Source organism: Acaryochloris marina MBIC11017 (assembly GCF_000018105.1).
In the GTDB taxonomy this organism is placed as follows: Bacteria; Cyanobacteriota; Cyanobacteriia; order Thermosynechococcales; family Thermosynechococcaceae; genus Acaryochloris; species Acaryochloris marina.
The window spans coordinates 1,617,149-1,643,975 of record NC_009925.1; the positions used below are offsets into that span (position 1 = coordinate 1,617,149).

14 protein-coding genes and 1 pseudogene are annotated in these 26,827 nt (G+C 43.9%); 6 read left to right on the forward strand and 9 right to left on the reverse strand.

Annotation, left to right across the window (positions count from 1 at the left end):
• Positions 1–265: 265 nt before the first annotated feature.
• Both AM1_RS07360 and AM1_RS07365 read right to left on the reverse strand, forming a co-directional pair.
• Positions 266–2,485, reverse strand: coding sequence for a transglutaminase TgpA family protein (locus AM1_RS07360; RefSeq protein WP_012162189.1), 2,220 nt, complete (start codon positions 2,483–2,485; stop codon positions 266–268).
• Between the two features lie 251 nt (positions 2,486–2,736).
• Positions 2,737–3,045 carry a 2Fe-2S iron-sulfur cluster-binding protein gene (locus AM1_RS07365; RefSeq protein ID WP_012162190.1) on the reverse strand — a complete coding sequence of 103 codons (309 nt, stop codon included), beginning with the start codon at positions 3,043–3,045 and terminating at the stop codon, positions 2,737–2,739.
• A gap of 392 nt (positions 3,046–3,437) precedes the next feature.
• Here AM1_RS07365 and AM1_RS07370 point away from each other — a divergent pair, with 392 nt between their 5' ends.
• The 4 genes from AM1_RS07370 to AM1_RS07385 all read left to right on the forward strand — a co-directional run bounded on the left by AM1_RS07370 (position 3,438) and on the right by AM1_RS07385 (position 7,625).
• The gene (locus tag AM1_RS07370) at positions 3,438–3,893 is read left to right on the forward strand and encodes an NAD(P)H-quinone oxidoreductase subunit N (protein WP_012162191.1); all 456 of its coding nucleotides are present in this window, start codon (positions 3,438–3,440) and stop codon (positions 3,891–3,893) included.
• A 78-nt stretch (positions 3,894–3,971) separates the two neighbouring features.
• On the forward strand, positions 3,972–5,108 hold the full coding sequence (gene ldpA / locus AM1_RS07375) for a circadian clock protein LdpA (protein WP_012162192.1): 1,137 nt from the start codon (positions 3,972–3,974) through the stop codon (positions 5,106–5,108).
• 40 nt (positions 5,109–5,148) lie between these two features.
• The gene (locus AM1_RS07380) at positions 5,149–6,882 is read left to right on the forward strand and encodes a R3H domain-containing nucleic acid-binding protein (protein ID WP_012162193.1); all 1,734 of its coding nucleotides are present in this window, start codon (positions 5,149–5,151) and stop codon (positions 6,880–6,882) included.
• 92 nt (positions 6,883–6,974) lie between these two features.
• Positions 6,975–7,625, forward strand: a complete 651-nt coding sequence (locus AM1_RS07385; protein WP_012162194.1) for a transaldolase family protein — start codon at positions 6,975–6,977, stop codon at positions 7,623–7,625.
• Here the strand turns inward: AM1_RS07385 and AM1_RS07390 are convergent.
• Both AM1_RS07390 and AM1_RS43925 read right to left on the reverse strand, forming a co-directional pair.
• On the reverse strand, positions 7,622–12,106 hold the full coding sequence (locus tag AM1_RS07390; RefSeq protein ID WP_269150236.1) for an AAA family ATPase: 4,485 nt from the start codon (positions 12,104–12,106) through the stop codon (positions 7,622–7,624). The two genes, AM1_RS07385 and AM1_RS07390, sit on opposite strands and share 4 nt — an antisense overlap.
• Positions 12,080–12,754 (reverse strand): annotated as a pseudogene (locus AM1_RS43925) (serine/threonine protein kinase); the annotation flags it as partial. The pseudogene AM1_RS43925 and the gene AM1_RS07390, both read right to left, overlap by 27 nt.
• 1,169 nt (positions 12,755–13,923) lie before the next feature.
• Here AM1_RS43925 and AM1_RS07395 point away from each other — a divergent pair.
• Together AM1_RS07395 and AM1_RS07400 are read left to right on the forward strand one after the other, a co-directional pair.
• The gene (locus tag AM1_RS07395; protein WP_012162196.1) at positions 13,924–14,724 is read left to right on the forward strand and encodes an IS5 family transposase; all 801 of its coding nucleotides are present in this window, start codon (positions 13,924–13,926) and stop codon (positions 14,722–14,724) included.
• 961 nt (positions 14,725–15,685) lie between these two features.
• Positions 15,686–18,367, forward strand: coding sequence for an NAD(P)-binding domain-containing protein (locus AM1_RS07400; protein WP_012162197.1), 2,682 nt, complete (start codon positions 15,686–15,688; stop codon positions 18,365–18,367).
• Between the two features lie 132 nt (positions 18,368–18,499).
• Here AM1_RS07400 and speA read toward each other — a convergent pair whose 3' ends face one another.
• The 5 genes from speA to gltB form a co-directional block, all read right to left on the reverse strand.
• Positions 18,500–20,437 (reverse strand): biosynthetic arginine decarboxylase, encoded by a 1,938-nt coding sequence (gene speA / locus AM1_RS07405; RefSeq protein ID WP_238549268.1) that lies wholly within the window; start codon positions 20,435–20,437, stop codon positions 18,500–18,502.
• A gap of 124 nt (positions 20,438–20,561) precedes the next feature.
• Positions 20,562–20,780 (reverse strand): hypothetical protein, encoded by a 219-nt coding sequence (locus tag AM1_RS07410; protein WP_012162199.1) that lies wholly within the window; start codon positions 20,778–20,780, stop codon positions 20,562–20,564.
• Positions 20,781–20,895: 115 nt separating this feature from the next.
• The gene (gene psaC / locus AM1_RS07415) at positions 20,896–21,141 is read right to left on the reverse strand and encodes a photosystem I iron-sulfur center protein PsaC (protein WP_009556083.1); all 246 of its coding nucleotides are present in this window, start codon (positions 21,139–21,141) and stop codon (positions 20,896–20,898) included.
• A gap of 198 nt (positions 21,142–21,339) precedes the next feature.
• Positions 21,340–22,044 (reverse strand): CAP domain-containing protein, encoded by a 705-nt coding sequence (locus AM1_RS07420; protein ID WP_012162200.1) that lies wholly within the window; start codon positions 22,042–22,044, stop codon positions 21,340–21,342.
• 85 nt (positions 22,045–22,129) lie between these two features.
• On the reverse strand, positions 22,130–26,761 hold the full coding sequence (gene gltB / locus AM1_RS07425; protein WP_012162201.1) for a glutamate synthase large subunit: 4,632 nt from the start codon (positions 26,759–26,761) through the stop codon (positions 22,130–22,132).
• Positions 26,762–26,827: the final 66 nt, after the last annotated feature.

Below are 26,827 nucleotides of genomic sequence, written 5' to 3' on the forward strand. Positions count from 1 at the left end.
GCAGATTTGATCTAGAACAACTTTTTCAGGTACATGCCTTCATTCTTAGGATGGACCGTTTAACCCTGAGAACATATGCGTAAAATCACGTATTTTTGCTCTAGGAGCGAATTCTTGGTAACAAATAGCAGCAATATACGGATGATTCTTAGTATTAGTATGGACTAAAAACCCATCAGAATTTACTTTTGAGTAAAACTTCAAAGAGTAGTCAAAACAAAGTTATTTTGTAGCCTCATTGTCAATTCATTTCAGGTGTGCGAACCTACTGCGACCTCAGTTTTTCCCTGAGGGCTTGAAATCTTAGATGAACGTCACTCAAGTCATAGGGTTGATGGCCATATCGCCAACTTACATAAATCTGAGAAATCTCAGTTACGAGGTCAGCGATTGCCCCTTCCCCTTTTTGATGTAACCGATGGGTATATTCAAATGGCGTTTCATGGGGGCGTTTAGGTACACCTCGATTCGCTAATACATGCAGCATTCGCTGGTATAGCTTTTCCATGGGTGGTAGCGTCGCCAGGCGTCGCCGATAGCGCCACCATTGCCAGCCTTGAGGAGCCAACCAGCCGAGTACCGCGATACCACTCAGCACCAGTAGTCCTGCCATCCAGCCTTGCCAACCCCCTGTAAAAAATCCTAAGGCTTGGGCCAACCCTGCACCGATCATGGCGAATATTGCCGTCAATCCATTCATCATCGGTGAGGGTAACCAACCCGCCACCCAGTTCCATAAGGTCTTCAATACCGAGAAGGTGTAGTCGTCATCTACGGAAGGGGGAACCAAGTCATGGCCGGGAATAGGATCAAAGGTAAACCAACCAAATTGGGGAATGTAGACCTCCGCCATCGCAAAGGCATCCACATTTTTCACTTCATATAGCCCCGTGAACGCATTAAATTCCCCAGGGGCAAATCCCATGACTAGGCGTGCGGGGATGCCGATGGAGCGTAACATCATGGTTAAAGCAGTGGAAAAATGGTCAGGATAGCCCCCTTGATACTTAAATAAGAAGGCACTCACCAAATCTTCTTCTGCCTCAAGCACCGGCAGATCAGGCTGCAGTGAATAGGTTTGTTTGAGGCTTTGCGCTAAATACAGGGCTTTCTCATAAGCGGAAATGGGAGGACGATTGGCTTTTTCCAAGAGGGCTTCGGTCTGCTCTTTAATCTGAGACGCAATGCCATCTGGAATTTGAAGATAATGCTGGCGAATAAATTGAGGATACTGGCGGGAGGCTTTTCGTAACTGCTTGCGATCTCGATACGGAACATCTGAAATCACCGAGTAGGTTAGCCCATCCTGGAGCTGCACAGGCGACCGAAATCCCCCTTCTGGATCTCGAGCAATTTCACGAGTCGGGAAATAGATTTCACGGGCTTGACTAAGGGCTGGAATCAGGTTGGGGAAGCGAGAAACGATGGAATAGGTTTGAATCACTTCTTTGGTGCGACCCCGCTGGCCGAGTTGAGGCACCACAAACCGATAGGACCACGCTGGTCGGTTCAAGGTTTCGGATTTATCATTGCGAGACATTTGCCAGCCCTGGCCGGTATATTCGTCAAAGGCTAAGACCCGCCAAAATCCAGGGGCTTGGGACCTCACTCGCATCACAATTTCCGGTTTGAGGACACCTCTCAAATTTTGATTAATGCGTTGACTGAACCCGTAATAAAACTGATCATCAAAGATAATCTCTCCCTCCAGATCTTCGCCGTCTTGCCCTGTGCCATCCCAAGTGGCACTATCTCCCTGACCATAACCAGGATTAACAATTTGCTGGGCATCAAACTTACCCGGAATATCAATCGCCGCACTCACGGGTAACGTTCTCAACTGGTATCCAGGTAAGCGGGGCAGCAGGGCAAAAATGACCAATCCCACGGTCACCACGGCGACTAGCATCCTGCCAATCTGGGCGGGGGGCAAGCTCACCGAACGACGTTTGAGCAGCTTCAAACCTAGACGGGATCGATAATCGAGGATAAGAACGGGTAAGGCGCAAGCAAGAAACAGTAAGAGCCATCCCCCAAACACCATCGTTTCGCTGACGGTGGCTGCGACTCCAACTAAAATGATGCCAATCACCGCTGAGTACCCCAAATCTTTGCGTCGGGGAAGATCAAAAGCGTGCAGGATTTGAACCTGAATCAGTAACTCCGTCAACAAGATACGCGAGTCACCTGCTTGGCCCGCTAAACGGTTAAGAAAGACGACCAAAACGAGAATCATGCCAATGGCAATCCCACATTTGGCAGCAATATTTCGACGATGCCGTTGTCGCCAACTCCAGGCGGCCCCCATCAAACTCAATGGAATCGCCCATAAACTGTGCCAGCTCCCTGTCGCCGAATCGGTCGCCAGGATTCCCACACAGACCAGGATTTGCACTCCTAAACGCAGCGCTCTGGAGTCTTCAGGAGGGAGCGACCGAGGCTGTAACCGTTGACGCCAAGATTGAGATAAGACAGAACGCTGCATCAATTGTTCTCAAGGTAACGGCATCACCCTATGGGGCAGCCTTAGTTTACCCAGCGACCCCTAACATATTCCCTAAACAGAACCTCTCCAATCTAGAAGCCAGGGATGGTGGGTGACCTTAGGAGTACGACCCAGACTGTATTATCAGGCCAAAGATGGGAGCTGCTCAGGGCGTCCACGTTTCCAAAAGGCCCAAGCCCTACAGTGAACTTCGTTGACAAAGTTTCAACATACTCGTCTCTGACGGGAAACTACACAGCGGCAAAATCTAAGAGTTCATCTTCTTGCCTAACTAAAATCGTGCAGTTGGAGCGGGCATAAGCACAGCAGGTCAGCATGAAACCGGCTTCTTCTTCTGCATCGCTCAAAATAGAGCGATCATGCTCGACTTCACCATCAACAACTTTGCCAACACACGTAATACAAGATCCAGACCGACAAGAGGCGGGAAGTTCTAGGCCTTCTAACTCCGCTGCATCGTAAATATACTCATCCGCTGGGACACAAATAGTATTCTCTTCTCCAGTGGTTTCATCTCGAAACGTGACATCGTAAATCATTGCTAGTGCTTATCTCCGCATTAAAATGAATAAGTGCTCTTATTTGGGGAAGACACCACCTCCCCCCTGCCCTGAAGATCGGTAGAAGGCAGGCAACATCTATCAATTACTTATTAATTATTCATAAATCTTTACAAATATCCTCAGGAAAAATACTGAACGCCGGAGACTGGAAGAATAGCAGCCTATTGATTGGCTTTGGTATGGCGGCAATTTGGACGATCCTTGGCTGTTATTCTTCGCTATCGAGGTGACTCAACATCGGACTGAGCCATTCCCGCGGATTCCCATCGCTGAATTGATGGGGAAGAAGTGAACAGAAACCCTGGATTTCGTGTAAGTTTAGGGTAAGTATTTATGCGTCCATCCACACTCAGGGTAAATTTCTTCTTATGCCACTGCTTGCGACCGGGAAAAAATTCATTCGCACCATTGAACAATCGGGCGCCGTTGGCATTTATGTTCCGTCTGAAGGCGGATTTGAAGGTCGCTACAAGCGCCGACTCCGGGCAACAGGGTATCTGACATTATTTGTATCAGCCCCAGGCATGGGAGATTTAGCCTCTTACTTCACCGATGTCCATGGGGTGCGCCCTCCTCATTTAGGCAAAAATCAAATTCGCACTTATTTCTTGCCTCCTTTTGTGACGTACCAATTAGAGAATTTGCCGCCCCAAGCCAAGGGCTTAGCCCTATGGCTTTATGATGGGAAGCGGTTAGCAAAGCAAGAGCTGGCTTATCTAAGCGCCATTACAGCCTCGGAGCCTCGATTAAAAGTGGTGGTTGAGTTAGGCGGTGCCCGGAGCTTTGAATGGCAGCCCCTCTCCGATATTGTCGCTGCGGCTTAGATACCTGAATATCCTGACTCCCTTAAGACAAGGCAAAATGTTAACCCAGGGCTAATCAATTCAGATTAGGCTGTTAGAGTGATTGATTTTGCCTTTCCTCTCCAGTCCCTCCCTCAAGGCAACTGGTTCAAGTTAATTTGTGGAGCCAGTTATCAGCATTTGCCCGCTGTCCGTAACCTGGTGTTGGCCTATACTCTGGCAGGAGCCGATTGTATTGATGTCGCGGCTGATCCAGCTGTCATTGCTGTCGCGGAAGATGCGATCGCAACCGCGCTTCAGCTTTCCCTCACCCATCCTCGTCCCCTGTTGATGGTGAGCCTCAATGCGGGTGAGGATCCGCATTTTCGCAAAGCGACCCTCCAGCCTGAACAATGTCCTGCTTACTGTCCTCAACCCTGTGTGCAGGTTTGTCCTGCAGATGCGATCGCATTTCCTAGTCCCGGCGTCATGAGCGATCGATGTTATGGCTGTGGCCGCTGCTTACCCGTTTGCCCCATTGAGCAAATCGCCACGGTGTCCCACACCGCTAAACCCGACATCGTCGGCCCCTTTATTCAGGCTGGTGTTGTGCAAGCCTTGGAAATTCACACCCAAGTGGGGCATTTGGCCGAGTTTGAGCAGTTATGGCACACTCTCAAGCCCTTTGTGCCCCATTTACAGGTCTTAGCAGTGAGCTGTCCTGATAGCGAGGGTCTCCTGGATTATCTGGCGAGTCTCTACCAACTCATGGAGCCGTTACCCTGTCCTCTCATCTGGCAGACCGATGGCCGACCCATGAGTGGAGACATTGGAGACGGCACCACCCGAGCAACGGTTCTCTTGGCTGAAAAAGTTTTAAAAGCACAATTACCCGGTTATGTCCAACTGGCTGGCGGCACAAATCGGCATACTATTGCTAAACTCAAAGCCAAAGGGTTACTGCATCCTCGGTTGATGAGTTCATCCATGACCATTCATGCATCCTATATCGCGGGTGTCGCCTACGGCAGTTTTGCCCGAAACCTCCTCGCCCCCCTTCAAACCAAATTGGAAACCTTATCAACCCATCAGATCGAACATCATGCTCAATTACTACAAGAGGCCGTCTCTCTAGCCTCTTCATTGGTGGCCCAGCTCAAACCTGGTTTGAATCAACCTCAGACTAGGAGCACACTCGGCCAAGATTTACCGCTAGTCCCATCGATGAGCCGGGGGAGCTCATCTCGGATCTGCTAGCTCACGGCTAGCCCTTTGTTATTTCATTTACTGCAAATTCATGGTTGAACAAGCATCAGGAGAAAACCAGCAAATCACCGATAATCTTGAACAATTGCTCGATATTTTGCCCGAGACATTGCGATCTCACCTGCAACACCATCCCCAACGCAGTGTGATGATTGAAGTGGTGATGGATCTGGGGCGCCAACCGGAAGCTCGCTTCCCTGGTCAAGCCGAATATTTATCCACAGAACCCATTAGTCGAGATGATTTAGACTACTGCATCCAGCGGGTCAGCCACTTCAGTGGCGATAACCGGGCCGGTATTGAGCGGACCCTGCATCGGATTAGCGCCATGCGCAACCGCCAAGGGGAGATTATTGGTCTCACCTGCCGCGTCGGTCGGGCGGTGTTAGGCACCACCGAAATTATTCGTGACTTGGTGGAAAGTGGTCGTTCCATTCTGATGCTGGGGCGGCCTGGCGTCGGTAAAACCACCGCCCTGCGGGAAATTGCCCGGGTTCTAGCCGATGATCTCCTCAAGCGGGTCGTGATTATTGACACCTCCAACGAGATTGCTGGGGATGGCGATATTCCTCACCCCGCCATTGGTCGGGCTCGGCGGATGCAGGTGGCCCGTCCCGAGCTGCAACATCAGGTGATGATTGAGGCGGTAGAGAACCACACCCCAGAAGTGATCGTGATTGATGAAATTGGCACTGAACTGGAAGCGGCAGCGGCCCGCACCATTGCCGAACGGGGGGTGCAGCTGATCGGTACTGCCCACGGCAACCGGATTGAAAACCTGCTGAAAAACCCAACCTTGTCTGACCTGGTCGGGGGTATTCAGTCCGTCACCCTCGGAGATGATGAAGCCCGTCGCCGAGGTAGCCAGAAAAGTGTGCTGGAACGGAAGGCTCCTCCGACCTTCGATATTGCCGTCGAAATGCTAGAGCGGTCCCGATGGATTGTCCATGAAGAGGTAGCCAACACGATTGACAACCTCCTGCGCGGTCGGATGCCGAATCCTCAAGTCCGGACGGTCAGCGAGAGCGGCAAGGTCACTATTACCCATGAACTATCGACCACGCCTATCCCTGAGCCGACGCCCATTGAGTCTGCTCCCAGTGGCTGGCGATCCTCAGGTCGGATGAAACCCGTCCCGAATCAGGTGGCCCCAGCTAAAACAGATTTCAATGAGTTTCAAACGCTACTGGATGCTTCCTTGCAGCAGCAAGATCAGTATGGCAATACCCTCCATTTTGCTGCTGGCCCCAATGGCGAGGATCTGCCCCTCCATGTCTATCCCTATGCCGTGAGTCGGTCTCAACTCGATCAGGTGATTACCACCCTGAATCTGCCAATTGTGCTGACCAAGGATATGGATCATGCAGATGTGATATTTGCCTTGCGATCGCACCTTAAGCATCATTCCAAATTGCGCAATCTAGCCAAAACCCGCCATGTTCCCATCCACACCGTTAAGTCGAGCACTATTCCTCAAATTGCCAGAGGTTTACGCCGACTAGTGAATATGGATGATCCAGGTACCCCAGAACTGGTGGATCTCAAGCTATTTTCCGGCAGTAATGATGACGATGAGATCGAAGCTCTGGAAGAAGCCAGGTTGGCGGTTGAACAAATCGTTATTCCCAAAAAGCAGCCAGTGGAGTTACTTCCCCGATCTGCGAGCATTCGCAAAATGCAGCATGAATTGATTGAGCATTACCGTTTACAGTCTCGTAGTTTTGGTGAAGATCCGAACCGCCGACTACGGATTTATCCAGCTTAGTTCAGGTGGCATTTACACAGATCCAAAAACGAATGGGATAGCCCCCCACTTCGGGTAAGATTCTCTGGCAAGGGTTACTCGGGATTGGCTTTATGTACCTATTTTTAGATACCGCAGATATCAAGGCCTGGGATTTTTGGTTGAGTAAGGGCTTATTCTATGGCGTTACAACCAACCCGACCTTATTGGAGAGAGCCCATATTCCTTGCACCCTTGACCAACTCCAAGGGCTAGCCACAGCTGCCTTTCAAAGAGGTGCTCAAGAAATTCATTTACAGACCTGGGGGGCTGAAGTTGAAGATTTAGTTCGTCGGGGAACTGCGATCGCAGCTATTGATTCCCGCGTAGTCGTCAAAGTACCTATAACGTTGACAGGCACAGAAGCTGCAGCCCAATTAATCCAACAAGGAATACGGGTAACTTTAACTGGAGTTTATGCAGTTCACCAGGCATTGATTTCTGCCGCCTTGAAGGCTGACTATGCCGCCCCTTACTTAGGACGCATGACAGATCTGGGACAAGACGGTAGGCAAGGTATCATTTCGATGCAAAGAGGTCTGACCGGAGTCAAGAGTTCAACCAAGATTTTAGTTGCCAGTATTCGCAGCATTGAAGACATTACTGCTCTTACTCAACAATCCCTCGATACGTTTACGGTATCACCTGCGATCGCAGAACAACTCTTCCAAGTCGATGCAACCATAGATGCAGCGTTAGCCTTTGAAAAAGCAGCACAAGGCTAATGGGATTCAATGCCTAATGCTTCTGCAGTAATCGGCAGCTTGACAATAAAAGTTGTGCCTTGATCTGCAATACTCTCAAAATCGATCGTCCCCCGATGCAGCTCGACGGACTTTTTAACAATTGCGAGACCTAGTCCTGTACCTTGAATTTGTCCAACATTTGTAGCGCGATGAAATGATTCAAACAGATGCTGCTGATCAGCTTCAGGAATCCCAATTCCTTGATCTTTTATGAAAAAGGTTGCTTCTTCTTCATTTACATTGACCTGAAATCGAACACTAGTACTTTCAGGAGAATATTTAATGGCATTGGACAATAAGTTACTGAGGATTTGTCTCAAAATTTTCTCGTCTGAATAGACCTCATGTTGATTCCAAAAAAATTCAAACTCAATCTGTTGATCGCGTTTAGTATTGAGCTGAAATTCTTCGACAAGACTACTGCAGAAAACTTCAAGGTTAATTAGTTTAGGATTAAACTCAACTTTATTGACATCAGCTTTACTCAAAACTAAGACATCATCTAGAAGTCCAGTCATATGCTTAACATTCTTTTGGATACGATCTAGATAAGTATGTTGCTTATTAGTATCCCACCCTTGTCCATAATGCTTGATTAACTCTGTTGTCCCTAAAATAGCTGTTAAAGGTGTTCGGAATTCATGGGAAGTCATCGAGATAAAGCGAGATTTCAATTCATTAATTTCTCGCTCAGCTTGTTCTCTAGCTTGAGATTGCTGTAAATCTTCATATAAATAGGCATTCTCAAGGGAAATAGCAGCTTGGGCACAAAGAATTCTAATGGTCTCGAGATGATTTTCCTTAAAGGCATCGTATACTAAATCATTCTCTAAATATACAATCCCTATTAATTTGCCTTGACTAATGATAGGCATTCCTAGTAAAGACTTTGGAAGATTAAAGTATATTTCCAAATTATAGTTTTCTTTATGCTCCTCTCTTGTGTCATTAATAACGACATTTTCTTTAGTCCTAAAGATATAGTTTAAAATGCTATGAGGGATATCATTCCTATTCTTAATCAATTCTGTTTTGATTTTAACGATAGGTGAACTATTCATTGAAGCCGTTGCCTCTATATATAAATTTTCATCTCTATATAATATTAAATAAGCTTGAGTTGCGCCAGCCAATTCAATGAGATACTCCAAGATTTTATTTAATAGTTTATCTCGTATAATTTCCTCGGAAATTGCCTGAGAAGTTTCTATGACAGTTCTTAAATCAATATTCCCCAGAGTTTCTGAAGATGATAGTTTTACGTTGTTTCCATCTTTCTGATATGAAGTAAAAATTTGCTTAAATTCCTCACTAATATTTGAATATCTATATTTGATATCTTCAATTTTTGATAACGCACCCCAATTAAAATAGGCATAACAAGATTCCTTGAAATATAAAGCAGAAATCTTAAAATTCTTATTGCTGAAATAAAATTCAGCTGCTAATTCATTGGCAAGAGCTTCCTCTTGTAAGAAAAGATTAGATTTTGAAGATTCGATAGCTTTATCGTAATATTTAGAAGAAGAACTAAAATTATTTATAACTCTATAATACTCAGCTTTAATCAGAAAATACTTATTGCTAAAATTCTCAGGGCAAGCTTTAGCCCATTTTTTAAATCTATGAATAATGCGATTAACTATAATTAAATACTTGCGACGGACAATAATTTTTTGCGTACTACACAAAGCCAATAAAGTTAAACAATAGTAAAAATAATAAATTGCTATGTAAATTATTCCGTTTACACCATCAATATGATCATTCAGAAGATTAGATAAATGCAAAGCCTCATCAAATTTTTTATAGTAAAAAGATAAAATCATCTTTGCCAAATAAAAAGGAAAAATTATTAAATCGTTTGATGAATGAAGAATGTCAGAGCTTTGCTCTTCTTCATTAAAAAAACTACCTTCAAGTAAGCTCACATCTAGTTTAGTATCTACATAATTCTCAGATACTTGTGCCCAAATGCTTAAATGGGTACACTGAAAGTATTGCTTATAACTCGACAAAATATCGATATACTTAAAATTCTCGTCAATAACTTCGGAAAGAGGTTTCCCGCTAAAAAAAGATAAAATGCAATAAAAAGCAGAGCAATGACCTAGATTTTCAACATCACCAATTTCTAACGCGTAATTAGAAGCATTAGATAGATGGGTTAATAAACTTCTAATTTGATACTTCCATGGTTTATTAAAAGCATAGCCTACTAAATAAATAGCTGGTTTTATCTCATAGCTAGAAAACTTTTCAAGCAACTGCAATGATAAATCGCTATAACTACAACATTTTTCTATATCATTAAAAACAACATTATAAATTGTTCCATAACTATTATAAGCAAAGCCAGAAACTGGAGAATTACCATAGGATATAGATAGATTTACCATTTTTAATATAGCTAATGGAAAAAGATTAGGCCTAGCAACAAAAGCTGCGGGTACAACAGTCATAAGTACCCGCATTGCAGCAAGACTTTTTTCATCACTCATCACTGGTAACTCTGTTAAGCTCTCTATTGTAAGATTTCGATGTGATATTTTTGCTCTTAATACATTAAATAGTAGCTCTATTTTGTTAGGGTTATTCGGAAGTTTTACATTTAAAAGATTTAATGCTTCAATTGCTTTATCTATTGATTGCAAAGGTTGATTCTGAGTAAAACAGAAAGCAATTTGCAACTCATAGACAGAAATTTTAATCGACAAAGATTTTGCATTATGAATTAATTTTATAGCTAATGAATCAGCTTGATTTCTTTCTGAGCTTATATATAAGCACTCTAAAAGTGAAAGATATAATTCTGTACTAGAGTTATTAAAATTTTCTAAGCAATATTTTTTTGATAATACTGATGCTGTTTTATAATATTCACAAGCTGATTCATAAGCTGCTGCTAATTTAGATTTATTACCTGCTATAAAATTTAATTCAGCAAGCTCATTTTTCTTAATTAAATCATCAACAAGATGAATTCCTTTATTGAAATGCTTTATAATTTCAAATAGCTTTTTATCAAAAGCTGAATCTCTGTATTTTCTCAACAAAAAATCTCCAATCAATAAATGCAGAGAGCTTTTTTCAGACTCAGGTATACTGAGATAAATAGCTTGTTGAATATAATCATGTACAAATCTAAAATATATATTAAAATGAGGTTTAATGTCATCTTCAAGAAGTAAGTTAGACTCATAAGAATCTTGTGTAGAGACAATCAATCCAGAATCAATAGCAGCGAACATAGTCTCTGTTAATTCTGATTTAGTCTTATGGCTAATACCCGCAAGAGTAATCAGATCAAACTGACTACCTATACATGAACAATATTGAATTAAATCTTGTGTTTGTTTAGGTAATTTCTGTATATTCCTAGATAGTAGTTCTAAAACACTAAAGTCCGTAATACTACTTTTCAATATTCGTTCTATATTCCAATTCCATTTTTCTACAGCATAATCAAAATATATATACTTATCTTGATATAAAGTTTTTAATAGCTGAATAAGAAAAAACGGATTACCACCAGACTTTTGAAATATAAGGTTTGCTAAAAAATCAATATATTCAAGGTCGCAATTAAGAGTATCTGCGACAAGATCTTTTGCAGAAGATAAAGATAATGGCTGCAATTCAATACTATGATTAATAAGATCTTTCTTATTTAAATCACTCAGTACTCTATTGAAAGGGTGTAATTTACTTATTTCAACATGACGGTACGCTAGTATAAATAAAATATACTTACTCTGCTTACTATTAGCTAGGCTAGTAAGCAACTCTAGAGAAGCAAAATCAGCCCACTGCAAATCATCCAAGAATAAAACTATAGGATGCTTCTTGCTACCAAAAGATTGTATAAATGTCTCTAGTGTCTGAATAAATATGGCTTGTGATTCTGGAATAACTTGTCTAATCTCAATCTGATCAATTTGTAAGACTATATTAAGTTCAGGAATAATATTAACTAATAGATTAATATTCTTTCCTAAAGAACTGATAAATCTTTCTCTCCAGTAATTTATATCATTACTATTACTTCGCAATATTTTTCTAATAGCAATAGTCAAGCCTTGAACAAAGCCATAATAAGGAATATTCTTATGGCTTTGTTCAAATTTACCGCTAATTTCTATACCACAATGATCTGAATTACTTTTATTGATACTCTTTATAAGAGATGTTTTACCAACGCCAGCATTTCCTTTCACAAGGATTATTCTTTTTTGACCAATAAAAGTACTTTTAAAGGCATTATTTAGGAGCTTAATTTCATTTTCTCTGCCATATAATTTATTAGGGATACTAAATTGACTAATAGCTATACTTTGTCTCGTTTTAAGAATAAAATCAGTATTATTAATAGATAAGTTTTTTACACATTGCTCTAGATCTACTAATAGTTCTAATGCATTCTGATATCTGTCCTCAGCATTTTTCTGTAATAACCTCATAATTATTTGAGAAATCTGTTCAGGGATAAAATCATAAATATTGTGAGGAGTATCAGGAATAACAGATAAGTGCATATGAATAACCTCAGAGACTTTATGAGAATAAAATGGTAATCGACCAGTTAAAATCTCATAAAAAGTAATTCCTAATGAATATAAGTCAGTGCGATAATCAATTGTTCGATCTATTCTTCCAGTTTGTTCAGGAGATAAATAAAGTGGAGTCCCATTAATAATCTCTTCATCATCAATACTTATTTTCTCTTGCGTATTTTCTGCGGCTATACTAAAGTCGGTCAACTTAACTTCATTAGTTTTTGGATTATAAATAATATTCGAAGGATTAATATCTTTATGAATAATACCTTGCAAATGAACTTCATTTAAAGTTTTAGAAATCTGGCAAGCTATCTCCAAAAAAGTCCTTATATTTACGCGATTTTTAGATATATATTCCTTCAGTGTACATCCTTCAAAATACTCTTTTATAAACGCATAATTATTGTTGTTTGCTATAAAAGAGTGTGCTTGTATAACTCCATTTGAATTTAATTTATTAGTGATTTCAAATTCATTTTTAAGGCTAGAAATATCAGAAAATGATGGATATTTTTCACTTAGTCTCTTGGCAATAAATAATTTACCACTAGAGGTATTTTTACTATATAAATAGTAATATTTTCTTTAGAGTAAAGTATTCTTTGAAACTCAAAGTTATTTATTTCAATCACTTTTAAATCCTCTATCAGAATCTTCCTAAAATTATGATTATTTTTAAAAAAATTATTTGTTTTTATATAAACACCATTGTGATAGATGGCGATCGAGTTTTTCTTATAAATTGTAGTGAAATCATATTATTATTTTATTGTATATTAAGACCAGAAAATGCTAATATTTGCATTAAAAAAGTTGCTTAAGGTATTTTTATTAGAATTAAAAATACTAGCTAATATTCTAGCAAATTAAGTTTTTTATTTATCTATCTCAACCCCGAATGAATAGCAGATTTCAACATGGCTTGAAAGATACTTCGAAATATTGAAAACCTTAACGATTAAGGTATGCCCTAGACCTCACAGGACGTTTTGCCATGAAATGATTCAAACGATGCCAAGCGCAACTAGAAGCGCGAAACGATTGTTGGTCGTGCATCAAAAAAGAGTGGATATGCTTAACCTATAGGAAGTTGAGTTGTCCTTTTCACTAATGCAATGCCTTCTATGTTGTTATCCTAGGACCCAAACAAGGCAAGATCAATAAAAGCAGATAACACTATTGTTGCTTGAACTTTTTAAAATACCCTCAGTGAGACCTTAGCAACCCTCGATTATCGTAATAAGATTCCAGGTGCTTCCTTAAACCTTGCTAGAGGGATTAGTCAGCGAGGGTTGTCTCGTATTACAGGTTAAGCTTTTAGGCCCTGGGTGAGCGTGGTCTGTTCTATTGGCCATAAAACCCAAAAGAAACACAACCAAGAAGTGCAGGATGTTGTGACTGGCGGCACTAATACTGATGAGTTATGGCCCTTGGATATAAAAAGCAAAAGCACGTTTAATCGTAGGAGTTGCGTATAGGCAACTGTTGGGTAACACTGAGTCTTGCTAAAGATAATGGTTTGATGCACAGGGGTAGCGTTAGTAAATATACCAACGAGCTAACTCAAGCGTTGATTGAGAATACTGAAGGCAAAACTGCCTGTCGTTAAGAACACCACATCTTGGGCTTTTGGGGCTTAGAGGCTGTTTGAGAAGTGAGTAAAGCTCTCAAGGTACTAATCTGTCAATACACAAACATTGGACAGGACTTTGAGAGCAATGCCTACAGCATATGATAGCGACCTCACCACCCTCCAATGGGAATTACTTGAACCTTTGATTCCTGCTGCTAAACCTGGAGGTAGACCTCGCACCACTGATATGCGCAGTGTTCTCAATGCCATTTTGTATCTCGTGGTTACGGGTTGTCAATGGAGACAGCTACCTCATGATTTTCCCTGTTGGTCAACGGTCTATAGCTATTTTCGAAGGTGGCGTGATGATGGGACTTGGGTCCACATCAATGAACATCTACGCATGCAAGAGCGGGTGAGTGAAGACCGTCATCCGAGTCCCCGTGCTGCTATCTGTGATGCTCAATCAGTCAAAGTTGGTAATCCTCGGTGTCACTCGATTGGGTTTGATGGTGGAAAACAGATTAAGGGGCGTAAACGTCATGTGCTCGTTGATACTTTAGGACTGGTTCTGATGGTGATAGTCACTGCTGCCAATATCTCTGACCAACGAGGGGCCAAAATACTGTTTTGGAAAGCTCGACGCCAAGGTGCGAGTTTGTCCCGTCTAGTTCGGATATGGGCCGATGCTGGCTATCAAGGACAAGCTTTTATGAAGTGGGTAATGGACCGTTTTCAATATGTCTTGGAAGTGATCAAACGCTCAGATAATCTAGCGGGGTTTCAGGTTATTCCCAAACGATGGATTGTAGAACGGACGTTTGGGTGGTTACTGTGGTCTCGACGTCTTAATAAAGATTATGAGGTGCTGACCAGAACAGCTGAAGCGCTCGTATATGTAGCGATGATTCGACTCATGGTTCGAAGGCTGACTGAAGAAGCTTGAAACTTCTCAAACAGCCTCTTAGGAGAGATTGGCACTTAAAACATAAATATCCTTTTTTCAAGGAGTGTTGGTTTGACGATAGGACGAAACGGCTAGATGCTCTGCTTGCTGAGTCGTCAGAGAGCTAGCTCACCCAAGGCATTTTTCAGTTGTTGGTTGTGGTCTGAAGCCATACCAGTCACTTTGTGGAAAAAGAATGACCGAATTCTGAGTTGACATAAGTCTGAATTTGCTGACGTTCAGTCATCTCAACCCCTTCCAGCGTCTACAAGCTTGCTGTGTCGCTTTCCTCATAAAGTAATTGTGAAGATGGGTGTCCTAGTTTTTGAGTTGAACTGCTGTTTGGGAATGGATGGAGACTGTTAGGCAACACATGTATCCTGAACTTTTTCACATCAATCTGCAAAGGTGACATATTCCATAATCCACAGATAACTTCTGTATTTTCAGTGCAGAATCGTTAAGCCTTCACTTGGAAGAAAGAAAGTATATCCCTTATGGCACCATGTTAGAAAAATTCAAAGCTCTAGATTTGCGAATCTAAAACTTTTTTGGTGTCAATCTTTTTAATGATATAGATAAAAATCTTACTGATAAGAGAAAATTTTTGATTTCATATAGCAATCAACTAAATATCACCCCCTAATATTTAGAGATTGAGTATTTTGTAGCAATTAATACGAATTTACTAGCATTAATATGCTTTTTAAGCAAAAAAATACATATTTCTTAACATATATATTATTTTTATCAGTATATATGCGGATATGTGTCGATATAGATATACGTGAATTAGGTGAATTTGCGGATGATAGCTAATAGTAAAACACATAAATTATTTCTTATAGAAAACATATACTATCATATGTTTTCTATAAGCTAATTTTTCTATCAATATTGATAGTTTCCTAAAACTAAATCAGTCAGATAATCTGCAATATCAAAATAACTGAGAGATTTCATGAAAGAGATTCTTGAGCTAATTGAAAATAATCGTTCAAATTTTAGTGAATTAAACTTATTCCGTTTCTTACGTAATCAAAGTATTAATCCAGTTAAAAGACTAGCATTTGCTCCATGTATATCTCCTTTTGTGATGAGCTTTGGAGATTTAAATAAGTATGTACTGCAGCAGCATCCTACCTCAGACAAAATACAAGAAATTATTAATCAACACACTGCAGAAGAACATAATCATTGGAATTGGTTTTTAGAAGATATTCAGGCTTTAGGTTATGATTTTAATATAAATTTCAATAGTACTTTAAAGTTTCTTTGGAGTGAAGAAACAAAATCAGCACGCTGGATCTCATATCAGTTATATCGATTTATTTATGATGCTGATTCTATTCAGAAACTTGTTGTTCTTGAAGCTATGGAAGCAACTTCTAGTGTTTTCTTCTCAGAAATAAGTAAAGTTGCAGAAGAATTATATAAAACTAAAAGTATTAAGTGTAGATATTTTGGAGAACATCATCTAAAGGCTGAAGAGAGTCATAGTGCTTTTATGCCTGAAACTGATGATTATATAAATAAAATATTTATTCCACAAAAAAGAAAAGAAGAGCTAGCGACTATTGTCAATCAGATTTTTAATCTTTTTTCTGATTTAACAGAATCTTTCTTTCAATATGCTATAAAATATCAAGATAATTCTTTTCCTCTAAACTCATATTGTTCACAGAGCTATGACTATGAGTATATAATTATTGGTGCTGGACCAGCTGGATTGCAATTAGGCTATTTTTTAGAAAATTCTAACCGAGACTATACTATTCTAGAATCCGGAGACTCCCCTGGTACTTTCTTTAAAGATTATCCCAGGCATAGAAAACTAATTTCAATTAATAAAAGAAACACTGGCTATAGTGATCCAGAAATCAATCTTCGGTGGGATTGGAATTCACTTCTTACTCAAGATTATTCCAAGAATTTCACAGATTATAGCAAAAAATACTTCCCTTCAGCTGATAATTTAGTTGAATATTTCAACGATTATGCCAAAGAATTCTCGTTGAATATTAAGTATGGAGTGACAGTTGAGAAAATATCCAAAAATCAAGGCTTTGTTCTATTGGATTCTTATGGTAATACTTACTCTTGCAAATACTTAGTTATTGCTACTGGATGTCCTAAGTTATATATTCCAGAAATCAGTGGTATTGAACTAGCTGAGAAATATACTGATGTATCAGTTAATCCAGAGGATTTTGAAAATCAGCGAGTTTTGATTATTGGCAAAGGTAATTCTGCCTTTGAGACAGCCGATAATTTGATTGATACAGCTGTTACTATACATATTTGTAGTCCAAGTCCAGTAACTATGGCATGGAAGACAAAGTATGTGGGCCATTTGCGAGCTGTAAACAATAATTTCCTCGACACATATCAACTTAAATCACAGAATGCCATCCTTGATGCTGAAATTCTGGGTATTAGGAAGAATAGAAATGAATATGTTGTGAATGTCAAATATTCTCATGCGAATGGAGAAAGTGAAGAGCTAGTTTATGATCGAATCATTCTTTGTACAGGTTTCCGTTTTGATGATTCAATCTTTGATGTAACATGTAAGCCAGCTCTAACAATTAATAATCGTTATCCAGCTCAGACTAGTGAATGGGAATCAACTAACATTCAAGATCTCTACTTTGCTGGCATTTTGATGCACATGAGAGATTTTAAGAAGAAACAGTCTGGTTTTATTCATGGTTTTCGCTATAACATCCGTACACTCCATCGAATATTTGAACACAAGCACCACCATGCACCTCTGCCATCTCGTAAAATTCCTCTATCTCCACAAGCAATAACAGATTTTATTATCGATCGCGTCAACACCAGTTCCAGCTTATGGCAGCAAACGGACTTCATGTGCGACTTAATTACGGTTTCTGATGATAGTCAAGAAGTTCAATATTTTGACGAATTAACCAAAGATTACATTCATGAGGGTTACCTAGGTAGACATGAACACTACTATACAGTTTCCCTAGAGTTTGGCCAGAATGTTGCTGATATTACAGATCCATTTGCTATTGATCGAGTCCATAAAGAGGATGCTTTTAATTCTTCTCAAAGTGAGTTCATCCATCCTGTTATTCGTCGATTTCACAAAAATACACTCATAGCAGAACATCATGTTATCGAAGATTTAGCGAGTGAATGGAAAGAAGACGTTCATATCCAACCGCTGTTGAAATTTATGACTGAGCAACTAACACACTCTCAAGGCATCGGAGCACATCTCCTTGAAGCGGGACTGCTAACTTCAGAACAGCTAGAAGTAGCCTTAGAAGACCAAGAAAGGCAAGCAACCGCTCGTTTAGGTGAGGTTATTCAAAAGCGCGGTTGGGTGAAAGAGCGGACCATCCAGTTCTTACTCAACCAAGTCAACAACACGCTAGTCGATCATCCTGCGTTAAACGCCTGTACTCAGCTGGGGAACAATCTAGTTGAAGCAGGATTACTAACCTCAGCACAAGTTGATGAAGCCATACAAGAGCAGAAAATCTCTAACAAGCGATTAGGAGAAATTCTAGTGAATCATGGCTGGGTCAATTCACAAACCATTGAATACATGATGAAACATCTCTCCAAAGCAAATGCTACAGCTCAACCAGAAGTTGCTGTGATGAACTAAGTTAATTCGTTCTTTCTTTGGAATAATGACCTCTCCTCCATATGTCTGTGGAGGAGAGTTTTTTTGTAGTTGAGTCCCTATTACCAACTCAAGCAAAGACAAAATACTCATCATCAAGTGTAGGAATTATTGTCAGGATTTGAGGTAGGTATAGCTTCTGAGACTACGCTCATAATTTTTGAGGAGCAGCTGGGCTTCTGGTAATGTGATGTGCTGTTCTTGCAATGCCACCTCAGACTGTTTGCGAATTTCTTCTATCAGATCATCGGCGTCATATTGGACATATTCCAGCACCTCGGTAATTGTGTCCCCCTTAACCACATGGGCAATGTGATACCCCATCGGAGTCAAATCAATATGGACGACATTGGTATCGCCAAATAAATTATGCAGATTACCCATGACTTCTTGATAGGCACCGTTCAGAAACATCCCCAAATAATAGGGTTCGTTGGGCTTTAAGGTATGTAGCTCCAGAATAGGTTTGGTATCACGAGAATAGATAAATTGATCGATTTTGCCATCACTATCGCAGGTGAGATCGACGAGGGTTCCCCTTTGGGTGGGTTCTTCTTCTAAGCGGTGAATCGGCATAATCGGGAACAGCTGATCAATGGCCCAGGTATCAGGGGCAGATTGAAACACCGACAGATTCGTGTAATAAAGCGACGCCATTCGGCGTTCAAGATCTTCTAAGTCGACAGCCACATCATCGTCTTTTCGTGCGATCGCAAGTATTCTCTGACAACAGGCCCCACAGAGTCGCTCGACCCTAGCCCGCCCTTCCAGGCTCAGATAGCCAAACCCAAACAGGCTAACCGCTTCTTCCTTGAACTGGAGAGCATCATGATAGGCTTCTTGATAGTTCTCGGTATCAATAGTTTGATAGGTTTCCCAGAGATTCCGAATAATCAGATGTTCGTCGGCCTGAGCGGGTTCTGGGGTGAGGTTGAGGGTGTCGCTACTGCCCAGTACATTCATAATCAGGACAGACTGGTGAGAAGCAATCGCCCGTCCACTTTCACTCACTAGGGTAGGCACAGGGATATCTGCTTCCGCGCAAGCTTCCTTCACCTCAGCCACGACATCATTGGCGTAATTCTGCATATTGTAGTTTTTAGACGCCGCCGAGTTACTTTTAGACCCGTCGTAATCAACCCCCAAGCCACCACCCACATCTAAGAACTTCATATTGGCCCCCAATCGGGCCAGCTCTACATAGATTTGACTGGCTTCTCGCAGGGCATCTTTGATGACGCTAATGGCTGAGATTTGAGAACCAATATGGAAATGAAGCAGCTGCAAAGAGTTCAGTAGATTCGCGGCCCGCAGATGCTCGACAGCGGCTACAACTTCTGGAATGTTGAGGCCAAATTTAGCGCGGTCCCCCGCACTCGTCCCCCATCGGCCAATCCCTTTGGCGCTGAGCTTGGCACGAACACCCAAAATCGGCTGAATCTGGAGCCGACGGCTAGCTTCGATCACCAGCTCCACTTCTTCGAGTTGTTCAATCACAATAATCGCCTGATGGCCCAAACGCTGGGCCAGCATAGCGGTTTCGACATATTCCAAATCTTTATAGCCATTGCAGATCAGCAACGCACCAGAGGTTTTGAGGGAGGCAATGGCAATCAGTAATTCTGGTTTGGAACCCGCCTCTAATCCAAACTGGTGGGGCTGCCCAAAACGGACCAAGTCTTCTACAAGATGACGCTGTTGATTACATTTAACGGGAAAAACGCCTCGGTAGCGGCCGGGATAGCTGTAGCGTGCGATCGCTTTGGCGAAACAAGCGTTTAATCGCTCAATTCGATCCGCCAAAATGTCTGAAAATCGGATCAGCAAAGGGGCATGGATATCTCGCTGCTGCAGGGACTGGACCAGCTCATAGAGGTCTAAAGAGCCCCCTCGATCAGCCTTGGGCGATACGGTTACATGGCCCGCTGCATTAACGGAAAAATAGGGTTCTCCCCAGCCCCGAATGCGGTAGAGCTTTTCGCTTTCCTCAATCGACCATGCCGCATCTGTCTGTTCAGGGTTTGGGTCTGATGTCAGCGGTCGTTCTCGCATCGGCGCTGAATGACCATTCTCCAACTCTGCCGCTAGAGTTTGGGAAATTTTGGTAGCCCTATCTTCACGGTTTCGACCGTTTTCCATGCTTTTTGCCTATGCGCGACCCGACACTTCAGACATCTTAGCTGAGTTTCAGGGCGCAGGCAGGCACATCATCCCAGGACTCCACAGTTCTCAACCGGGCCACCCATCCGGCTTGCTTTTGATGCTCCGTCAAATTGTCTTGAAAAGAGGTGTGACAGTCTTGGGCATGTTGGGCATCGCAACAGGCAATACAGGCATACATTAATCCAGCCGGATCGAGCTGTTCATTTACCCAAATCGTCTTTGATTGGCTCATATCATCCGCCGTCAAATCCATAGCTAAAACACGAAAAGAGGAAGCCAAGGCTCCCTCTTTTTAAAAATGCAACACAGCAAAATTGACTCAAGATTTACGATGAAAGCGAAGACGCTTAGTAAGCCAAGCCCATGCTGCGCGTTGTTTCTGCACCTAAATAAACCCGAATGCTCAGGAAGTCGGTGGGGCAAGCCGTTTCGCAACGCTTACAGCCCACACAGTCTTCTGTGCGGGGAGATGAGGCAATTTGACCCGCCTTACATCCATCCCAAGGGACCATTTCGAGAACATCGGTTGGGCAGGCACGGACACATTGGGTGCATCCGATGCAAGTGTCATAAATTTTGACTGTGTGAGACATTGAATAAGAGCTCCAAAAAATAAATGGCGTCTGTTAGCGCCGGGTGCTTTTCAAAGACAACTGTATAGTCAAGGATCCTATAACGTGTTTTAGTTTACAGCAGCGCATTTGCCACTTCGACAAAAATGAGAGGAAACTTCAAACAATGTTACTTAATAGAAGCCTCTCAAAGCCTGATATCTAGACTCTTTTAATCATTTAAGGTTGGCGAATAAAGACCTGTGTAAAGAAATATTCCTCCCCCTGGCGGATAACGCCTACCCCCGTTTCTGTGACTTCCGCCCGTAGCATATTCCGTCGATGGCCAGGGCTATCCCACCATCCCATAATCGCCTGGGCCACTGGATCTGGCGCATTTTCATTCAAAGCCAAATTTTCGGCCACCAGATTGAACCGAACCCCGGCATTCAATAAGCGTTCCAATGCCGTATTGCCTTGGGGATCAGCATGGCTAAAGAAGTTGTTGGCTGCCATATTTTGGCTATGTCTGCGAGCCACTTTAGCAACATCTCCATTCCACTGGAGGGGCTGTAGACCATAGGACTGGCGAATATCATTCACTTCTGTATAAATCAGCTGGGATAAATTGCTTTGAGCAACAGCTGTTGAATCGCGCCTCGTTTTCTGAGAAGGAATCGGCTCAGGCGCTTCTAAGACAGGTTCTGGGGCAGGACGAGGGACTGACTTTCGCCGTCGGGGCTGTCGACGAATGGTCGGCGTTTGTCGGGGCGTTTTACATTCAAAAGGGACCGGAAACGGCAATTTAATGGGGAGAGCGATACACCCCACCAATAACCAAGACAATGACTTTTGAGCACCTAGCCGGGTGCGTTGTCCCTTGTTCCCAACCTCATCCTGTTCCAACGCCGTCAACGACACCCGAGATAAGCTGGACTTAGCCATAGGAATGGGTCGCGCACGTAATGAATTGGGAATTATTTTACCCAATAAACCGTGAACCCACCTGAGATATTGCTGAGTATTACGCTTAGGCAGACGTCAACATCTTTTCCGTCGCCCCTTCGCTGACTTCTGCCCGCTCTGCCTCTGAAGGGGGAACCACCTGCCAGAACTGCAGCAGATATTCTGACCAGTGATCTAAGATGTCTTGACCTTTGGGACTACCTGTATGGTCTACATGGGTTTGGATTAAAGCCTTTAACTGTTGGGCACCCGCTTCCGTATTGACTCGCTGAATTTGAACAATCTCTGGGTTGACCTTAGTGGGAAAACTGCCATCTTCATCTAAGAAGTAGGCCAGTCCGCCTGTCATACCCGCACCCACATTACGCCCTGTCTCTCCAAGGACAACCACGACACCACCCGTCATATATTCACAGCAGTGATCGCCTGCCCCTTCAATCACGGCTTGACCTTGGGAATTGCGCACGGCAAATCGTTCGCCCGCTTTACCGTTGGCGTAGAGGGTGCCTCCGGTGGCGCCATAGAGACAGGTGTTACCAATAATCACGTTGTCCGCCGCAGCATAGGTGGCTTCTGGTGAAGGTTTGATGGTAATTTCACCGCCATGCATGCCCTTGCCCACATAGTCATTGGCTTCTCCCACTAGGTTGAGGATCATGTTAGGTAAGGTAAAGGCCCCAAAGCTTTGGCCCGCACTGCCTTCAAAGGTGAGGTTAAGTTGCCCGGTAAATCCGGTATTGCCGTATTGTTTTGAGATCGCACCCGCAATCCGCGCCCCCACACTTCGATCTGTATTCACAACCCTCACGGTTTTGGCCACAGTCGTTTGATTTTGAATCGCCTCCTGAATCTCAGCATTCTGAAGCAACTCATCATCTAAGACCGGACCATTGCTATGAACTGGGCCATGATCCAACCAGCTCCGATCCGTGCGGGTGTCGGGAAGGTGGGTCAGACAATCGAGATTAAGCTGCGAGGTTTTGGTGAGTTGAGCATCCTCTCGCACCTGCAACAGATCGGCTCGACCAATCACTTCATTGAGGGAGTGATATCCCAGGTGAGCCAGCAGAGAGCGCACTTCTTCGGCAATAAAGTAGAAAAAGTTAACCACATGCTCGGGGATACCCGTAAATCGCTGGCGCAGCTTTTCTTGCTGGGTGGCAACCCCTACGGGACAGTTATTGGTATGGCAGATGCGGGCCATAATACAGCCTTCAGCAATCATGGCAATGGAGCCAAAGCCGTATTCCTCAGCCCCCATTAGGGCCGCCATCAGCACGTCCCATCCGGTTTTTAGGCCACCATCGGCCCGGAGAATAACGCGATCTCGCAGTTGATTCACCATCAAAGCTCGATGCACTTCCGTTAGCCCCAGTTCCCAGGGGCTGCCTGCATGTTTAATCGAACTCAAAGGGGAGGCTCCGGTGCCACCATCATGACCAGAAATTTGAATCACATCGGCATTGGCTTTCGCCACTCCAGCGGCAATTGTGCCAATACCAATTTCTGCCACTAGTTTGACAGAGACTTTGGCTTGGGGATTGATCTGATGCAGATCGAAAATCAGCTGAGCCAGATCTTCAATGGAGTAAATATCGTGGTGAGGTGGAGGAGAAATCAGCGTAACTCCAGGCTTGGAGCGGCGCAGCATGGCAATATAGGGGCTGACTTTTTTACCTGGCAACTGTCCCCCTTCACCAGGTTTTGCGCCTTGGGCCAACTTAATTTCAATTTGCTGAGCATTCATCAGGTATTCCGGGGTGACCCCAAACCGTCCCGATGCCACCTGTTTAATCCCGGAGCTAGCCGTATCGCCATTGCGAAGTCCTTGTAAATGGGGCAGTACGGCCGACTTACCGTTGGCATCTACATCAGAGAGCACCTTAAACCGCACCGTATCCTCGCCGCCTTCGCCAGAATTGGATTTGGCTCCCATTCGGTTCATGGCAATCGCCAAGACTTCATGGGCTTCCCGAGACAAGGCCCCTAGGGACATGCCGCCTGTGCAGAAACGCTTGACGATGGCTTCCACCGACTCCACTTCCGTAAGGGGTATGGCGGTGCGATCGCTCTTAAAATCCAGTAAATCCCGTAGGGCCGTCACGGGCCGACTCAGGAGCTGCTGCTTATAAACCTGGTAGTGGTCATGGTCTTTATCAGCCACGGCTTTATGCAAGGCCTTGGACATATCCGGGTTGTTCATATGGTATTCACCCCCCGGACGAAACTGGATAAAGCCAAAGTTTTCTAGCTTTTTCAGATCCAATTCGGGGAAGGCTTTCTGGTGAAAAGCCATCGTCTCTTGAGCCAGTTCAGCAATGGTCAGTCCTCCCACCCGAGAGGTGGTGCCTGCGAACCCCAGCTCTAGAAGTTCTGGGCCAATGCCAATGCCCTCAAAAATCTGAGCGCCCTGATAGCTAGAAATCAGGGAAATCCCCATCTTAGAGAGAATCTTGAGTAAGCCTGCTTCCACGGCTTTGCGATAGTTACTTTGGGCACCGCCAATGGTCATGGCTGGAATTTTGCCCCGCGTCATCAGCTTTTGGGTGCGCTCATCGGACCACCAGTGACGCACGGATTCTAGGGCCAAGTAGGGACAAATAGCCGCTGCCCCAAACCCAATCAAACAGGCAAAGTGATGGGTACTCCAGCACTGAGCCGTTTCCACAACCAGTGAAGCCTGCAGGCGAATTTCTTGTTTGACCAAATGCTGGTGGATGGCCCCCACCGCTAGCAATGGCGGGATATAGCTATAGTCGGCATTGAGCCAGGTGGTCTCTCCCGTGGGCGTCTGGCGATCGCTAATCACTAATATCTGCTGCCCCGATTGGACGGCAGCGGTGGCCTGTTTACAGAGGGACTGGACGGCAGTGGCTAAGCCTTCTGGGCCATTACTGAGGGGGAATAAGGTGGAGAGGGTTTGCACCCCAAAGTCTGAGCCTCGAATCGCCCCCAGCTCTGTTTCATTGATCACCGGAGAATTGAGCTTAATCAAGCGGGCGGCTTCTGGATCATGGTCTAGCAAATTGCGGCGACGCCCCAGCAGCGTCACCAGAGACATCACCAGTTTTTCCCGTAGGGGGTCAATGGCAGGGTTAGTGACTTGGGCAAAGCGCTGCTTAAAGTAGTCGTAGAGCACATGGGGCCGGGACGACAAAATCGACAGGGGAATATCATCCCCCATACAGAAGGTGGGTTCCTTGCCATCCTTGGCCATGGCCTGCACCACCATTTCCACATCTTCGAGGGAAAAACCATAGGCCATCTGCTGCTGAAAGCAGGTCTGAGGCTCGGACTGGGGGCCCTCAGGAAAAGGCTGTTCTGTCAGGGGTTGACGGTGCGATCGCAACCAGTCTCCATAGGGATGTTCGGCGGCAATTTGAGCCTTAATCTCCCAATTGGTTTGCACCTGGTGGGTGGCTAAATCCACCGCAATCATATGTCCCGGTCCTAAACGTCCTTTGGTGACAATCTCGGATTCTGGAATCGGAATCGCTCCCGCTTCAGAGGAAACGTAAACGGTGCCATCCTGGGTGGTACAGTAGCGAGCGGGCCGCAATCCATTGCGATCTAAGGCGGCTCCCACCACTTTGCCATCGCTAAAGGCCAATAGAGCTGGACCATCCCAGGCTTCCTGAAGGCCACTATAGTACTCATAGAAATCAACGATTTCCGGGTGATCTGCCAGGGCAGGCTGGTTACGATAGGCTTCTGGCACCAGCATCATCAGCGCTTCCTGGGGGCTGCGCCCGGACTGTACCAGTAGCTCCAAAGTTTTATCTAAATTGGCTGAATCGCTGGCATTCGGATTGACCAGGGGACGCAACTCTTCAAAACGGTCTTGCCAATGGGGGTGACTCAGGGCCGATTGCCGAGCCGCCATCCATTTGATATTGCCGAGCAACGTATTAATTTCGCCGTTGTGGCCCAAAAAACGCATGGGCTGAGCCAGGGGCCACTTCGGTAAGGTATTGGTGCTAAATCGACGATGGTAAATGGCGAAGGAACTCAGATAGTCGGGGTTTTGCAAATCCTCATAGAAGGCTCCCAAGATTTCGGAGCGCACCATCCCTTTATAAATAATGGTGCGATGGGACAGAGAACAGAAGTAAAACTCGGGTGCCCAGTCTGCCCCTGTTTCAGATACGGCTTTTTCGATCTGCTTACGGACTAAATAGAGCTGACGTTCTAGTTCATCCCCTCTTAGGTTGGGCGAGGCTAGAAAGACTTGCTCAATGTCAGGCTGGTTGGCTCGGGCTTGTTCTCCCAACAGGTCGGGCTTGATGGGTACAGGTCGCCATCCGAGGACCTGGAATTGGGCTGAGATCGCAACTTCTTCCACAATCTGTTTACATTGGGCCAATGCCTCTGCATCCGTGGGCAAGAACACCATCCCAACCCCCACCTGTTCTGCATCTGGTAGGGACTGATCTTGGGTAGACCACCATTGCTGAAAGAGCTGCCAAGGAACGGCCGTTAGAATTCCGGCTCCATCCCCCGAATCTCGGTCGGCACTACATCCACCCCGATGCTCCAGACAGGTCAGCCCGGTTAAGGCTTGCTGAATCAGATCATGATTGGCTTGGGGACTAGCAATAAATCCCACCCCACAGGCATCCCGTTCCTCTACGAGCCAAGGCTGCCCAGGAAAAATGGAAGCGGAGGAGGAATTAAGCGCATTCATGGTGTGAGTCATGATCGGGTTCAGAATATAGGGGTGAAAAAATGGCTGCGCTATCTCAAGATGCAGCCCAAAAAGTTC